Origin of the sequence: Gluconacetobacter dulcium, assembly GCF_014174165.1 — a bacterium.
Lineage (GTDB): Bacteria > Pseudomonadota > Alphaproteobacteria > Acetobacterales > Acetobacteraceae > Gluconacetobacter > Gluconacetobacter dulcium.
In genome coordinates this window covers 157514-171360 of sequence record NZ_JABEQN010000002.1, presented here as the reverse complement: position 1 = coordinate 171360, position 13847 = coordinate 157514, and the positions used below count along the sequence as shown (strand labels likewise).

Here is a 13847-nt window from a genome sequence, read left to right as displayed (position 1 = left end):
ACATAATGGAAATCGCCTGCCTCAGACGTCCAGATTGGCAACCTTGAGCGCATTGCCGACGATGAAATCCCGGCGCGGCTCCACAACGTCGCCCATCAGGGTCGAGAAGACCTGTTCGGCATTCTCCACATCCCCAACCTTCACCTGCAACAGCGTGCGCATGGCCGGGTCCAGCGTCGTTTCCCAGAGCTGGGCATCGTTCATCTCGCCCAGCCCTTTGAAACGGTTGATCGAAAGCCCACGCCGCCCCTGCGCCAGGATACGTTCGTACAGCGAGGCCGGGCCGGCGGAGGTCCGTGCCGTGCCATCCAGCGTCAGTTCGACCGACGCCGCGAAATCGGCCCCAAGCCGCTCCCCGCGCTCGGCCAGCCAGCGAACCTCCGCACTGCGCAGCGCCGCCGCGTCCAGGCGATAGATTTCGCCCACACCGCGCACACTCCGCGCCATTTCCAGCCCGGATTCCGCCGTGGCGGTCACCTTCCAGCCCCGCTCATTGGGCAGCGAAACCTCGTCGAGCCGCGCCTGCAAGGTCGGCACCCGCCCCTGCACCACCTGCGTGTCGGCACTCAGCGCGCCGGTCACCGCCGCCTGTTCCAGAATCCAGATCGGCGCCCGCACCGACAGGCGCTGGATCGCGCGCGTCACATCGCGGATAAAGAGCACTTCAGCCGCCAGTTCCGCCCCCTGGAGCACCCGCCCGTCGGCATAGCGCATCGACGCATTGGCCAGCGCCTTGTCCAGCAGATACTGCTCCAGCGCCGCGTCATCCTTCAGGTAGCGTTCGTCATTGCCCCGCTTGGCGCGATAGAGCGGCGGCTGGGCGATATACAGGTGCCCGCGCTCGATCAGTTCGGGCATCTGGCGGAAGAAGAACGTCAGCAGCAGCGTGCGGATATGCGACCCGTCGACATCCGCGTCGGTCATGATGACGACGCGGTGATACCGCAGCTTGTTGATCGAAAACCCGCCCTGGTCCACGTCGCCCCGGCCGATCCCGGTCCCCAGCGCGGTAATCAGCGTGCCGACTTCGGCCGAGCCCAGCATCCGGTCGAAGCGCGCGCGCTCCACGTTCAGGATCTTGCCCTTCAGCGGCAGGATCGCCTGAAAACGCCGGTCGCGCCCCTGCTTGGCGGTGCCACCCGCCGAGTCACCCTCGACGATGAACAGTTCCGACTTCGCCGGATCGCGTTCCTGACAGTCCGCCAGCTTGCCCGGCAGCGACGAGACATCGAGCACCCCCTTGCGCCGCGTCAGTTCGCGGGCACGCCGCGCCGCTTCGCGCGCCGCCGCCGCATCCATCACCTTCGCGACGATGCCACGGGCCTCTTTCGGATGGGTCTCGAACCAGTGGGCGATCATGTCCGCCGCCGCCGCATGCACCACGGGCTGCACTTCGGAGGAAACCAGCTTGTCCTTGGTCTGCGACGAGAATTTCGGGTCCGGCACCTTCACCGACAGCACGGCCGTCATGCCCTCGCGCATGTCCTCGCCCACCAGCGACTGGTTGTCCTTCTTGCTGGCGTTGCTTTCGGCATATTTGCCGACGACACGGGTCAGCGCCTGCCGGAACCCGGCGAGATGCGAGCCACCGTCGCGCTGCGGAATATTGTTGGTGAAGCACAGCATCGTCTCATGGAAACTGTCGTTCCACGAAAGCGCGAACTCGACCTTGATGCCGTTTTCCTCGTTCTGGAGGCTACCGGTAATCGGCGGATCGACGATCGAACTCTTCCCCCGATCCAGCCACGACACGAAGGCGGACAGACCGCCTTCATAGTGAAAATTCTCCTCGCGCGTCGGCGTATGCCGCTCGTCGCGCAAGATGATCTCCAGGCCGGAATTGAGAAACGCGAGTTCACGCATCCGCCGTTCCAGGATGGCGAAATCGAACTCGGTGATCTTGAAGGTCCCGACGCTCGGCTTGAACGTGACCTGGGTGCCGCGCGGCTCGGCACTCGGCCCGATGATCGCCAGCGGCGCATCGCGTTCGCCATGCTGGAAGCGGATCATGTGCTCCTGCCCGTTGCGCCAGATCCGCACTTCCATCCACTCGGACAGGGCATTGACCACCGCGGCGCCCACACCGTGCAGGCCGCCCGACACCTTGTAGGAATTCTGGTTGAACTTGCCGCCGGCATGCAGCTTGGTCAGCACCACTTCGGCCGCGCTGACTCCCTCCTCGATATGCATGTCGGTCGGGATGCCACGCCCGTTGTCGCGCACCGTCACGCTGCCGTCGCCATTCAGCGTCACGATGCAACTGGTGGCGAATCCGGCCTGGGCCTCATCGACCGCGTTATCGATGATCTCGAAGGCCATATGATGCAGGCCCGACCCGTCATCGGTATCGCCGATATACATGCCGGGCCGTTTGCGAACGGCGTCCAGTCCCTTCAGGACGGAAATGGAAGCGGCATCATAGTCCGATTCTTCGGGCAAGGTCCCGCTCATGTCCGCATCGGGTTTCTGAGCGGGATTGGATGGATCGGACATACCGGGCAGATGCTCCAGACAGGATCGTGGTCGAACGCCACGATCATACAGGCTTCGGGTCCATCGAACCAGCATCGGCCGGGGGAATTCCCCCTTCGGGCCGAAGCACTCCGTCCGACAGCGTGCAGAACGCCGCGCGACCGCGCAGCGGGTAAAACAGGTCGGCATCGGTCCCGGTCATCAGAACCGTGCCGTCAAATCCGTCGAGACTGCGAAAGAGCGCCTCGCGCCGCCGCTCGTCCAGATGCACCAGCGGCTCGTCCAGCAGGATCACCGGCCCCTCTCCCCGATGCCGCGTCATCAACGCCGCATGGGCCAGCACCACCCCCAGCAGCAGCGCCTTCTGCTGGCCGGTGCTGGCCTGCGCCGCCGGCCGGCCGCTGGCCCGGTCCGACAGCACCATGTCGGCGCGGTGCGCGCCCATGCCGGCACCGCCCCGCGCCGCATCCGCCGCCCGGCCGGCCGCCAGCCGGTCGCGCAACCAGTCCTCCACCGCCAGCGCCGGGCGGCTGCGCAACTGCTCCGCGATCGGGCACAGCAGGTCGAGCCGCGCCGCGGGAAACCCTTCCGGCGCCCCCAGCCCCCCTTCCGCGTTCAGCCGATCCGTCAGCACCAGCCGCGCCGCCGTCGCGGCCACGGCATGCCGCGCCACCGAATCCTCCAGCGCCGCCAGCCACGCCGCATCGGCACGTCCCCCGGCCAGCAGCCGATTGCGCTGCGTCACCGACTGGTCATGAGCCGCCAGTTCCCGCGCATGGCCGGGCTCCAGCGCCACCACCAACCGGTCCAGAAACCGCCTGCGGCCAGGCAACCCGTCCTGAAACAGCCGGTCCATCTGCGGCGTCAGCCACACGGCCGAGAGGGAATCGGCCAGCGCCCCTCGCCCGCGCACGGCCTCGCCGTCGCGCCGAAAGGCCCGGCGTTCGGGCCGCACGGGATCGCTGCCGGTGGAAAGGTCGGACGGCACTCCGTCCGGCGCGACGAAACGCGCCGCCACACCCCATAATGGCGTGCCGTACCGCGCCATCTCGGCACCGCGCGCGCCACGCAGGCCCCGCCCCGGCACCAGCAGGGACAAAGCCTCCAGCAGGTTGGTTTTCCCGGTGCCGTTCTCGCCGGTAATGACATTGACCGGCGCATCCGGCCGCCAGACCAGACGCGCGTAATTCCTGAAATCCGTCAGCGCCAGCCGCTCGAGGCGCGCCATGATGCGGCCAGCGCCCCCGCGATCAGACCCGCATCGGCATCAGCACGTACAGCGCCGAGGGGCTGGCGACATCACGCACGATGGTCGGGGCGGAACTGTCGGAAAACAGGAATTCCACGTCACGGTCGATCTGGTCGGTAATGTCGTTCAGATAACGCGCCTGGAAGCCGATCTCCATCGGGTCGGCATCGTAGGTCACGTAGTTCTCGTCCAGTTCTTCCTTCGCCGTCCCCTGGTCGGGGCTGATCGCCGAAAGCGTCAGCAGATTGCGCCCGATCGAGAGTTTGACGGGCCGCGAGCGTTCCTGGCTGATCGCGGCGACGCGGGCAACGGCGTCGGAGAAATCCTTCTTCCCCACGCGCAGAACCCGGTCGTTGCCACGCGGAATCACCCGGTCATATTCGGGGAAGGTGCCGTCGATCAGCTTCGAGGTCAGCGTCACCGGCCCCACCGAGAACTGGATACGGGTGTCGGACAGACCGACCACCACATCCTCGGCGCCTTCATCGAGCAGCTTGCGCAGTTCGGCGATCGTCTTGCGCGGCACGATCACGCCCGGCATCGCCTCCGCCCCCGAAGGAACCTCGGTCTCGACCCGCGCCAGACGATGCCCATCGGTCGCCACCGCACGCAGCATCGGCCCGGTATCGCCGGCGGCAACATGCAGAAAGATGCCGTTGAGATAGTAGCGCGTCTCTTCGGTCGAGATCGCAAAGCGCGTGCGGTCGATCAACCCGCGCAGCACCGCGGCCGCCACCGTAAAGCGGTTGGGCAGATCGCCCGCCGTCATCGACGGAAAATCGTCCACATCCAGCACATTCAGGCTAGTGGTGTACCGCCCGGCCCGCAATGCCAGCGGCGCATCGCCGCCCGCATGGTCCAGTTCGACCCCCACCCCGTCAGGCAGCTTGCGGACGATCTCATGCAACACGGCGGCAGGCGCGGTCACGGCACCATTGCGGGCCGTCTCGGCGCCGATTTCCTCGACCACCGCGATTTCCATATCGGTCGCCGTCAGCGTCAGCCGACCATCCGCGACATTGATCAGAACATTGGCCAGAATCGGAATGGTATTCCGCTTCTCGGCGACACTCTGGATATGCGCCAGAGCCTTCAGCAATGTCGCGCGGTCAGCCTTCAGCTTCATAGGTACAGACTCTCCTTGCCCGGCATACGCCACCGGGATCATGGCCGCCCCGGCTACCCGCCCGGACTGCCAGATATGACCTTCGGTCCCGTGATTCTAGCAGTCCCCGCCCGGCCGCGCAAAGCCCCGCCGGGCGATCCAGCGGCGGCCCGTCAGCTTTCCAGCATGCGGCGCAGCAGTTCGACATCCTCGGCGAACGCGGTATCCCGCTCCATCAGCTCGGTCACTCGCGCCACCGCGTGCATGACGGTCGTATGATCGCGGTTGCCGAACTTGCGCCCGATTTCCGGCAGAGACCGGCTGGTCAACTGCTTGGCCAGATACATTGCCACCTGCCGGGGCCGCGCCACCGCGCGCGCACGCCGGGCCGAGGACATGTCGGTCAGGCGGATGTTCCAGTGCTCGGCCACCTTGCGCTGGATTTCCTCGATCGTCACCCGCCGGTCATGGGCCTTGAGGATATCGTGCAGCACATCCTGCGTCGCTTCCAGCGTCACCGGCCGGCCGAACAGATTGGCATGGGCGATCAGGCGGTTCAGCGCGCCCTCCAGTTCCCGCACGTTCGACGTAATCTTGTGGGCCAGGAATTCCAGCACCTTGGCCGGCACCGCGACACCCGACGCCGCCGCCTTCGATTCCAGGATCGAGATCCGCAGTTCGAAGGTCGTGGCATGAATGTCGGCCACCATGCCGCATCCCAGCCGCGTGCGCAGCCGGTCTTCCAGCCCCGACAGGTCGGACGGCGACTTGTCGGCGGAAACCACGATCTGCCGCCCGGCATCGACCAGCGCGTTGAACGTATGGAAGAACTCTTCCTGCGTATTATCCTTGCCGATCAGGAACTGAAGGTCGTCGATCATCAGCACATCGACCGAGCGAAGCTGTTCCTTGAATTCCATCGTCGATTGCGAGCGGATCGCGGCGATAAAGCGGTACATGAATTTCTCGGCCGACATATACGCCACCGAGACCTTGCCGCCCCGCGTCAGTTCCGAGCCGATGGCATGCATCAGATGCGTCTTGCCCAGCCCGACGCCCCCGTAGAGGAACAGCGGATTGAAACCGGGGCTGGACGGCCGCTCCGCCACCCGGCGGGCGCAGGCATAGGCAAATTCGTTAGGCTTGCCGACCACGAACGTATCGAAGGTAAAACGCGGGTCCAGCGGCGCGGCCAGGTCATGCCGGCTCAGCTCGCTGCGCGCCTCGGCCACCCGCTCGTCCACGGCGGCAACCGGCGCGGCATCGGCCGAACCGCCACCCTCGCCCGCATCCGCCGGATCGGCAACCGGCTCAGCCCGCCCAACCTGCAATTCCACCCGGCGGATCGACGGCAGTTCGGCATTCCACAGCGCACTCAGCCGGTCGCCATACTGCGTACGCACCCAGTCGCGCAGAAAGCGGGTCGGCAGATTGAGCGTGATCTCGTCGCCATCGACCGGACCAATGCTGATCTGCTTCAGCCAGGTGCGATACTCGACCTCGCCAACCTCGGCTTGCAGGCGTGAACAGATCCGCGACCAGTGGATGTCGAGAACATTCCGGACCGACCGGGCTTCCGCGACGGCATCATATCCACTGAGTTCGCCCGTCATGTTCCATCCCGGTCCCATGGAGACGGTACCCTTCCGATCATGCGGAAGATCCGTCCCTGCGTTTTCCGTCTCCGTCATACCGATGATCCCACGCAATCCACCTGCCGCCAGCCCGCCACGCAAAGGAAAACAAGCCTCCCTTGCCCGGCACCAAAAAAGGCGCGGCCACGATGTCCTGCTCAGTCGTCTCGGAATGAAGAAGCAGAAGATAGGTCACCGGCCCGATCGAGGCAACGGAAAACTGGGCCGGCGGAACGGGAAAATCTCCCCCGCCACACACAACAGCACCAGTCACGGGAACCTGAAGCAATCAGCCGGAACTTTTACACAAAAAGCAAAGGCCGCTCCCCTCCTTGAAAGAGAGGAACGGCCTTTTGCCGAATTCTATGCGTCTACTTGCCGGATTTCAACAATACCAGCCGACGCAGACAATCAAGCCGCGACGAGCGCCTTGATGCGCGCCGACAGGCGCGAAATCTTGCGGGAAACGGTGTTGGCGTGGATCACGCCCTTGCCCGAAGCGCGCTGCATTTCCGGCTGGGCCGCACGCAGGGCGCTGGTCGCCTCTTCCTTGTTGCCCGAGGCGATCGCCGCCTCGACCTTCTTCACGAAGGTGCGCATGCGCGAAACGCGCGCCGTGTTGCGCGCATTGCGGCGCTCGTTCTGACGGATGCGCTTACGCGCGGAAGCAGTGTTCGCCATGTTTCTCAGTTCAAAAATATGGTTACGAGGTCCGTCGCCGGCAGGCCTCGGACATCCAGATCAGGGTGGCGATCTAGTCCAAGCCCTCCACCCCCGTCAAGACAACTCTTCCGCACGGCAGGAAATACTGCCATGCCAATCAACCGGCCGCGATCGGCGCGCCGACGGGAAGCACCTGCCGCCGAGGGCAGAAGAAGGTCGAACGTCCCGCCTGCTCGATCCGCACCACCCCACCGCAGACCTTGCCGCCAGGGCAATCCGGGCATCCCTGCCCCGCACGACCATAGACCCGCCAGGCATGCTGGAAATAGCCCAGTTCCCCATCCGGCTGCGCATAGTCGCGCAGGCTTGATCCGCCGGCCGCGATGGCCTCCTCCAGCACCGCGCGGATCGCCTCGACCAGCCGCGCCTCCTCGGGCGCGTCCAACCCGCAGGCCATCCGCGCCGGATGGATGCCGGCGCGGAACAGGGCTTCGGAGGCATAGATATTCCCGATGCCCGCCACCACCGACTGGTCCATCAGCGCCGCCTTGATCGAGGTCTTCCGCCGCGCGATCGCCTGATGCAGACACGCCTGCGAAAATCCGTTCCCCAGCGGCTCGGGGCCGAGTCGGGCCAGCAGCCGATGCGTTCCCTCATCCGCCGTCGGCATCATATCCACGGTGCCGAAGCGCCGTGGGTCGATCAGGCCGAAATGCGTGCCATCCGTGGTTTCGAACGACAGATGCTCGTGCCGGTCGGGCGCGGGCGCCTTGCCGGGCAGCGACAGCAGCACCCGCCCGGACATGCCCAGATGCAGCAGCATGCTCTCGCCCGTATCCAGCCGCATCAGGATATATTTCCCACGGCGGGCAAACCCGCGGATCCGCGCGCCTTCCAGCCGCCGGGCGAGGTCCGGCGGAAAGGGCGTGCGCATCCCCTCGCGCCGCACCGTCACACGGGCGATCGTCCTGCCATCGAGATGCAACCGCATCCCACGCATCACTGTTTCGACTTCAGGGAGTTCCGGCATGAGTGGATCTGAGGTTATATCCCTGAACCATGACCGACAATACCAAGCCCTCCGCCATCCCCGACGCCGCCGGCGCCCCTCCCTCCGGCGCGGAGACGACCGATTTCGGCTTCCGTGACGTGCCCCTGGCCGAAAAGAAGCCGATGGTGCGCGCCGTGTTCGACAGCGTGGCCACCCGCTACGACATCATGAACGACGTCATGTCGCTGGGCATCCACCGGGCCTGGAAGAAGATTTTCGTCACCGAAATGGGCGCCCACCCCGACCTCACGCTGCTCGACCTGGCGGGCGGCACGGGCGACATCTCGTTCGGCTGGCTGCGCGCCGGCGGCGGCCGGGCCATCCTGTCCGACATCAATGCCAGCATGCTCTCCGTCGGGCGCAGCCGGGCGCTGGAACGCGGGCTGATCTCCAGCCTGACTTTCGCCGTGGTGGACGCCGAGGCCATCCCCCTGCCCGACCGCTCCGTCGACCGGGTCACGATCGCCTTCGGCCTGCGCAACTGCACCGACAAGGACGCCGTGCTGCGCGAGGCCCGGCGCGTACTGCGTCCGGGCGGGCGTTTCCTGTGCCTCGAATTCTCCCGCGTGCAGGTCGCGGCCCTCTCGCCGGTCTATGACGCCTGGTCGTTCCATGTGCTGCCGCGCATGGGTGCCGCCATCGCCGGCGACCGCGAGAGCTACCAGTATCTGGCCGAGAGCATCCGCATGTTCCCCGACCAGGAAACCCTGGCCGGCATGATGCGCAATGCGGGGCTGGAACATGTGACGGTCCGCAATCTGTCGGGCGGCATCGCGGCCATCCATTCCGGCTGGCGGATCTGACGATGCAAGCCGCCCCCGCCCCGATCGGCGGCCGCACGGTCCTGCTGATCGTGTGCGGGGGAATCGCCGCCTACAAGACGCTGGAACTGATCCGCCTGCTCACGGGCGCGGGCCTGCGCGTGCGCACCGTGCTCACGGCGGCCGGCCGGCAGTTCGTGACCCCGCTCAGCCTCCAGGCCCTGACCGGCGAAAAGGTGTACGAGGACCTGTTCTCCCTGACCGACGAGAACGAGATGGGCCACATCGCCCTCTCGCGCTCCGGCGACCTGCTGGTGGTCTGCCCCGCCACCGCCGACATCATGGCCCGCATGGCCGCCGGACTGGCCGACGACCTGGCCAGCACGCTGCTGCTGGCCACCGACAAACCGGTGCTGATCGCCCCGGCGATGAATGTCCGCATGTGGGAACATCCGGCCACCCAGGCCAACCTGGCCACCCTGCGCGCCCGCGGCGTCGCCGTGGTCGGGCCGGAAATCGGGCTGATGGCCTGCAACGAAACCGGCCCCGGCCGCCTCGCCGAACCACCCGCCATCGCCCAAGCCATTCTCCGCCACCTCGCCGGCACGGCCGCTCCCGGCCCGCTCGCCGGCCGGCACGCGCTGGTCACCGCCGGCCCGACCCACGAACCGATCGACCCGGTCCGCTACCTCGCCAACCGCTCTTCCGGCCGCCAGGGCTATGACATCGCCACGGCCCTCGCCACGCTGGGCGCGCGCGTCACGCTGGTCAGCGGGCCGGTCGACCTGCCTGCGCCGGCGGGCGTCACCCTCCACCGGGTCGAAACGGCCAGGCAGATGCTGGCCGCCTGCCGAGACGCCCTGCCCTGCGACATCGCGGTGTGCGCCGCCGCCGTCGCCGACTGGCACGTCGCAAGCGAAGCCACCGGCAAGATCAAGAAGACCACCGGCGCCCCACCCCCGGTCCTGACGCTGGTGCCCAACCCCGACATCCTGGCCGAACTCTCCACCCCCGGCGCCAGCCGCCCCGCCCTCGTCATCGGCTTCGCCGCCGAGACCGATACGGTCGAGCAGCACGCGACGGCCAAGCGTCAGCGCAAGGGCTGCGACTGGATCGTGGCCAATGACGTGCGGCCGGAAACCGGCATCATGGGCGGCACGGAAAACGAAATCACCCTGATCACCGGCGACGGCGCGGAGCACTGGCCCCGCATGACCAAGCAGGCCGTGGCCACCCATCTGGCCGACCGGATCGCCGCCTTCTTCCCCCCCGTTTCCGCTACCGGCCGGAGTGCCTCATGACCGCCCCCATCGTTTCCGTCGCCGTCCGCCGCCTGCCCCACGCGGCCGACCTCCCCCTTCCAGGCTACACCACGGCGGGCGCCGCCGGCATGGACCTGCTGGCGGCGGTGCGCGAACCGGTCGCACTCGCCCCCGGCGCCCGCCTGCTGGTGCCCACCGGCCTGTGCATCGCCCTGCCGCCCGGTTATGAATTGCAGATCCGCCCGCGCTCGGGCCTGGCGCTGAAGCACGGGATCACCCTGCCCAACACGCCCGGCACGATCGACGAGGATTATCGCGGCGAAATCGGCGTCATCCTGCTCAACACGGGCGATGCGCCGCTGGACATCACGCGCGGCATGCGCATCGCCCAGGCCGTGCTGGCCCCGGTGGTCCGCGTCGCCTGGCAGGAAACCGAGAGCCTCGACGAAACCTCCCGCGCCTCGGGCGGCTTCGGCAGCACCGGCACCGCCTGACGGGCCGGCGGCATTGGGCAGACAGGAAAGAGGCTCATGACGGCGCGTTGGCTTCCCGCCTTTTTATCCCGCGACAGCCGGCCCAACCTGTTCGACCTGGCCGCCCTGCTGTGCATGCTGGGGCTGGCCGTGCTGCTGGCCACGGCCGGGCGCCACATGCTGGCGCCCATCACGGCGCCCAATGCCGCCGTGATCCATCTCGATCCCGCCTGGCTGCCCGGCTATGCGGTGCGCACCACCCTGCGCATGTTCGCGGCCCTCGGCGCCTCGCTGCTGTTCACCTTCACCTACGCCGTCTGGGCCGCCAAGAGCCGCCGCGCCGCGCTGATCCTGGTGCCGGTGCTGGACGTGCTGCAATCGGTGCCGATCCTGGGCTTCCTCACCTTCACGGTCGTCTTCTTCATGGGCCTGTTCCCCGGCCGCATCCTGGGGGCCGAACTGGCGGCGATCTTCACCATCTTCACCAGCCAGGCCTGGAACATGGCTTTCAGCATGTACCAGTCGCTCCGCGCCGTCCCGCCCGATCTGGAGGAAGTCGCCCGGGGCTTCGGCCTCACGTCCTGGCAGAAATTCTGGCGGCTGGACGTCCCCTTCGCCGTGCCGGGGCTGGTCTGGAACGCCATGGTCTCCATGTCCGGCGGCTGGTTCATGGTCGTCTATTCCGAGACGATCACGGTCGGCAACACCGATATCCTGCTCCCCGGCATCGGCTCCTATGTCGGCACCGCCATCGCCCAGCGCGACCTGTGGGCCGTGCTGTATGCCATCCTGGCCATGCTGGTGGTCATCCTGGCCTACGACCAGTTGCTGTTCCGGCCGCTGGTCGCCTGGTCCGCGCGCTTCGGCGCCGCGTCGTCGGATGCCACCCCGGCGTCGGACCCGTGGATGCTGGTCCTGCTGCGCCGCACGGCACTGCTCCGCCGCATCACCGACGCCATCGGCGACGGCCTGACCGCCATCGGCGGGCTCCCCCTGGGCCGCCGCCCCCACGAGGTCCGCCAGGGCCCCATCCTCCCGTCCCGCCTGCTCGACTGGGGCTGGACCGCCCTGCTGGCCGGGCTGAGCCTGCTCGCCCTGTGGCAGGTCTGGATCTATGCGCGGGCCACCTTCGCACCGCTTGAACTGTTGCATGTCGTCGAACTCGGCACGTTCACGCTGCTGCGGGTGGTGTCCATGGTCCTGCTGGCCTCGCTGGTCTGGGTACCCGCAGGCATCTGGCTGGGGCTCGACCCCACCCGCGCCCGACGCACGCAGTTCGTGGCCCAGTTCATGGCCGCCTTCCCGGCCAACCTGTTCTTCCCCATCTTCGTCGTGCTGATCGTCCACTACCATCTCAGCAGCGATATCTGGCTCACGCCGCTGATGATCCTCGGCACCCAGTGGTATATCCTGTTCAACGTGGTCGCCGCCGCATCGTCCTACCCCGCCGACCTGCTGGAGGTCGCACGCAGCCTTCAGGTGCGCGGCCCGCTCTGGTGGCTGCGGGCCGCCCTGCCGGGCATCCTGCCGCACTACATCACCGGCGCCATCACCGCCTCCGGCGGAGCGTGGAACGCCGCCATCGCCGCCGAGGTCGCAAGCTGGGGCAGCGACCATCTGGCCGCCCACGGGCTGGGTGCCTATATCGCCCACGCCACGGTGGCGGGCGACACCGCCCATGTCGGGCTGGGCATGACGGTCATGGCGGCGTTCGTCCTGCTGTTCAATCGCGCGGTGTGGCGTCCGCTGGCCGATTACGCCCGCCGCCACTTCGCCTTCGTCTGACCATCATCCGGGACCGCGCCATGACCCTCTCGCCTTCCCCCTCGGCCCCCACGCCCCAGGTCGAGGACCAGGAGGACCTGATCCGCGTCATCGACTGCCGCCAGGCCTACCACAAGGGCGGCGCGGCCGATCTTGTGGTGCTGGACGACGTGACGCTCAGCCTCCGCTCGGGCGAGATCGTCGGCCTGCTGGGCCGCTCCGGCTCGGGCAAATCGACACTGCTGCGCATCGTGGCCGGCCTGCTCCCGCCCACCGAAGGCAGCATCCTGTGGAAGGGCCGCCCGGTCTCCGGGCCGGTCCCCGGCATCGCGATGGTGTTCCAGTCCTTCGCCCTGTTCCCATGGCTGACAGTGCAGAAGAACGTGGAGCTGGGGCTGGAAGCCAAGGGCATCGCCGCCGCCGAGCGCGACCGCCTGGCCGAAGCCGCGATCGACCTGATCGGCCTGGGCGGCTACGAAAACGCCTATCCCAAGGAATTGTCGGGCGGCATGCGCCAGCGCGTGGGTCTCGCACGGGCGCTCGTCGTCCAGCCCGACCTGCTGCTGATGGACGAACCCTTTTCGGCACTGGACGTCCTGACGGCGGAAAACCTCCGCACCGACCTGATCGAACTGTGGGCGGAGCGCAAGCTGCCGGTCAAATCCATGCTGCTGGTCACCCACAATATCGAGGAAGCGGTCCTGATGTGCGACCGCATCCTGGTCTTTTCCTCCAATCCGGGCCGCGTGGCGCACGAACTGGCGGTCCCCTTCGCCCACCCCCGCAACCGCGAAGATCCCGCGTTCCGCCAACTGGTCGACCAGATCTACGCGCTGATGACCCGCCGCGCCCCGATCGTCTCCGAAGCCGAACTCCCCATCGGCGAAACGGCGCCGCAGCCCACGGCACCGATCCAGATCGCCCTGCCCGACCTGCCGATGAACACGATGGTCGGCATGATGGAAACCCTGGCCGCCGACCCGCTGGACGGAAGGGCCGACCTGCCGCTCCTCGCCTCGCGCCTGCAACTGGCGCTGGACGATCTCTTCCCGCTGGGCGAATCGCTGCAATTGCTGGAATTCGCCGAACTGGAGGATGGCGACATCCTGCTGACGGCCGAAGGCGCGCGCTTCGTCCAGAGCAGCCACGACGAACGGCGGCAGATCCTCTGGCACAGCCTGCTGCACAACGTCCCGCTGGTCCGCGTGATCCGCTCGGTGCTGGACGAACGGCCCAACCACCGCGCCAGCGCCGAGCGGTTCCGCGAGGAACTGGAAGACAGCATGTCCCCCGACTACGCCAAGCAGACCCTGCAAACCCTGATCGGCTGGGCGCGCTACGCCGAACTGTTCGATTACGACGAGGAAGCGGACCAGCTTTTCCTGGACGACGAGACCGAATAACCCCCTGCGA

Annotated in this window: 11 protein-coding genes; 5 read left to right on the top strand and 6 right to left on the bottom strand. The window is 67.3% G+C overall.

Features of this window, described 5'->3' with window-relative positions:
• Positions 1-21: 21 nt before the first annotated feature.
• The 6 genes from gyrB to mutM all read right to left on the bottom strand — a co-directional run bounded on the left by gyrB (position 22) and on the right by mutM (position 8153).
• A complete protein-coding gene (gyrB, locus tag HLH25_RS02415) occupies positions 22-2493 on the bottom strand; it encodes a DNA topoisomerase (ATP-hydrolyzing) subunit B (RefSeq protein WP_375288948.1) in 2472 nt (823 codons plus the stop codon).
• A gap of 43 nt (positions 2494-2536) precedes the next feature.
• A complete protein-coding gene (gene recF / locus HLH25_RS02410) occupies positions 2537-3700 on the bottom strand; it encodes a DNA replication/repair protein RecF (RefSeq protein ID WP_182972550.1) in 1164 nt (387 codons plus the stop codon).
• 22 nt (positions 3701-3722) lie between these two features.
• On the bottom strand, positions 3723-4847 hold the full coding sequence (gene dnaN / locus HLH25_RS02405) for a DNA polymerase III subunit beta (protein WP_182972549.1): 1125 nt from the start codon (positions 4845-4847) through the stop codon (positions 3723-3725).
• 152 nt (positions 4848-4999) lie between these two features.
• On the bottom strand, positions 5000-6439 hold the full coding sequence (gene dnaA / locus HLH25_RS02400; RefSeq protein WP_182972548.1) for a chromosomal replication initiator protein DnaA: 1440 nt from the start codon (positions 6437-6439) through the stop codon (positions 5000-5002).
• 432 nt (positions 6440-6871) lie between these two features.
• Complete coding sequence (gene rpsT / locus HLH25_RS02395; RefSeq protein WP_114728253.1) at positions 6872-7141, bottom strand: 30S ribosomal protein S20; 270 nt, start codon at positions 7139-7141, stop codon at positions 6872-6874.
• A 139-nt stretch (positions 7142-7280) separates the two neighbouring features.
• Positions 7281-8153 (bottom strand): bifunctional DNA-formamidopyrimidine glycosylase/DNA-(apurinic or apyrimidinic site) lyase, encoded by an 873-nt coding sequence (gene mutM / locus HLH25_RS02390; protein WP_182972547.1) that lies wholly within the window; start codon positions 8151-8153, stop codon positions 7281-7283.
• 29 nt (positions 8154-8182) lie between these two features.
• On the opposite strand from mutM, the gene HLH25_RS02385 reads away from it, so the two are divergent.
• Genes HLH25_RS02385 through HLH25_RS02365 form a run of 5 tightly spaced genes read left to right on the top strand, consistent with a single transcriptional unit; the run spans position 8183 to position 13837 of the window.
• Positions 8183-8977, top strand: a complete 795-nt coding sequence (locus HLH25_RS02385; protein ID WP_182972546.1) for a class I SAM-dependent methyltransferase — start codon at positions 8183-8185, stop codon at positions 8975-8977.
• A 2-nt stretch (positions 8978-8979) separates the two neighbouring features.
• Positions 8980-10236, top strand: coding sequence for a bifunctional phosphopantothenoylcysteine decarboxylase/phosphopantothenate--cysteine ligase CoaBC (gene coaBC, locus HLH25_RS02380; RefSeq protein WP_182972545.1), 1257 nt, complete (start codon positions 8980-8982; stop codon positions 10234-10236).
• Complete coding sequence (gene dut / locus HLH25_RS02375; RefSeq protein WP_182972544.1) at positions 10233-10691, top strand: dUTP diphosphatase; 459 nt, start codon at positions 10233-10235, stop codon at positions 10689-10691. Before coaBC ends, dut begins: the two co-directional genes overlap by 4 nt.
• Before the next feature lie 36 nt (positions 10692-10727).
• Complete coding sequence (locus HLH25_RS02370; RefSeq protein WP_182972543.1) at positions 10728-12455, top strand: ABC transporter permease; 1728 nt, start codon at positions 10728-10730, stop codon at positions 12453-12455.
• A 20-nt stretch (positions 12456-12475) separates the two neighbouring features.
• Entirely contained in the window at positions 12476-13837 is a 1362-nt protein-coding gene (locus tag HLH25_RS02365; protein WP_182972542.1) for an ABC transporter ATP-binding protein, read from the top strand.
• The last annotated feature ends 10 nt before the right edge of the window (positions 13838-13847 follow it).

Bases quoted from the DNA above. Each gene is read 5' to 3' on its own strand.
- gyrB (WP_375288948.1), bottom strand. From the start codon at position 2,493: ATGTCCGATCCATCCAATCCCGCTCAGAAACCCGATGCGGACATGAGC.
- recF (WP_182972550.1), bottom strand. From the start codon at position 3,700: ATGGCGCGCCTCGAGCGGCTGGCGCTGACGGATTTCAGGAATTACGCG.
- dnaN (WP_182972549.1), bottom strand. From the start codon at position 4,847: ATGAAGCTGAAGGCTGACCGCGCGACATTGCTGAAGGCTCTGGCGCAT.
- dnaA (WP_182972548.1), bottom strand. From the start codon at position 6,439: ATGACGGGCGAACTCAGTGGATATGATGCCGTCGCGGAAGCCCGGTCG.
- rpsT (WP_114728253.1), bottom strand. From the start codon at position 7,141: ATGGCGAACACTGCTTCCGCGCGTAAGCGCATCCGTCAGAACGAGCGC.
- mutM (WP_182972547.1), bottom strand. From the start codon at position 8,153: ATGCCGGAACTCCCTGAAGTCGAAACAGTGATGCGTGGGATGCGGTTG.
- HLH25_RS02385 (WP_182972546.1), top strand. From the start codon at position 8,183: ATGACCGACAATACCAAGCCCTCCGCCATCCCCGACGCCGCCGGCGCC.
- coaBC (WP_182972545.1), top strand. From the start codon at position 8,980: ATGCAAGCCGCCCCCGCCCCGATCGGCGGCCGCACGGTCCTGCTGATC.
- dut (WP_182972544.1), top strand. From the start codon at position 10,233: ATGACCGCCCCCATCGTTTCCGTCGCCGTCCGCCGCCTGCCCCACGCG.
- HLH25_RS02370 (WP_182972543.1), top strand. From the start codon at position 10,728: ATGACGGCGCGTTGGCTTCCCGCCTTTTTATCCCGCGACAGCCGGCCC.
- HLH25_RS02365 (WP_182972542.1), top strand. From the start codon at position 12,476: ATGACCCTCTCGCCTTCCCCCTCGGCCCCCACGCCCCAGGTCGAGGAC.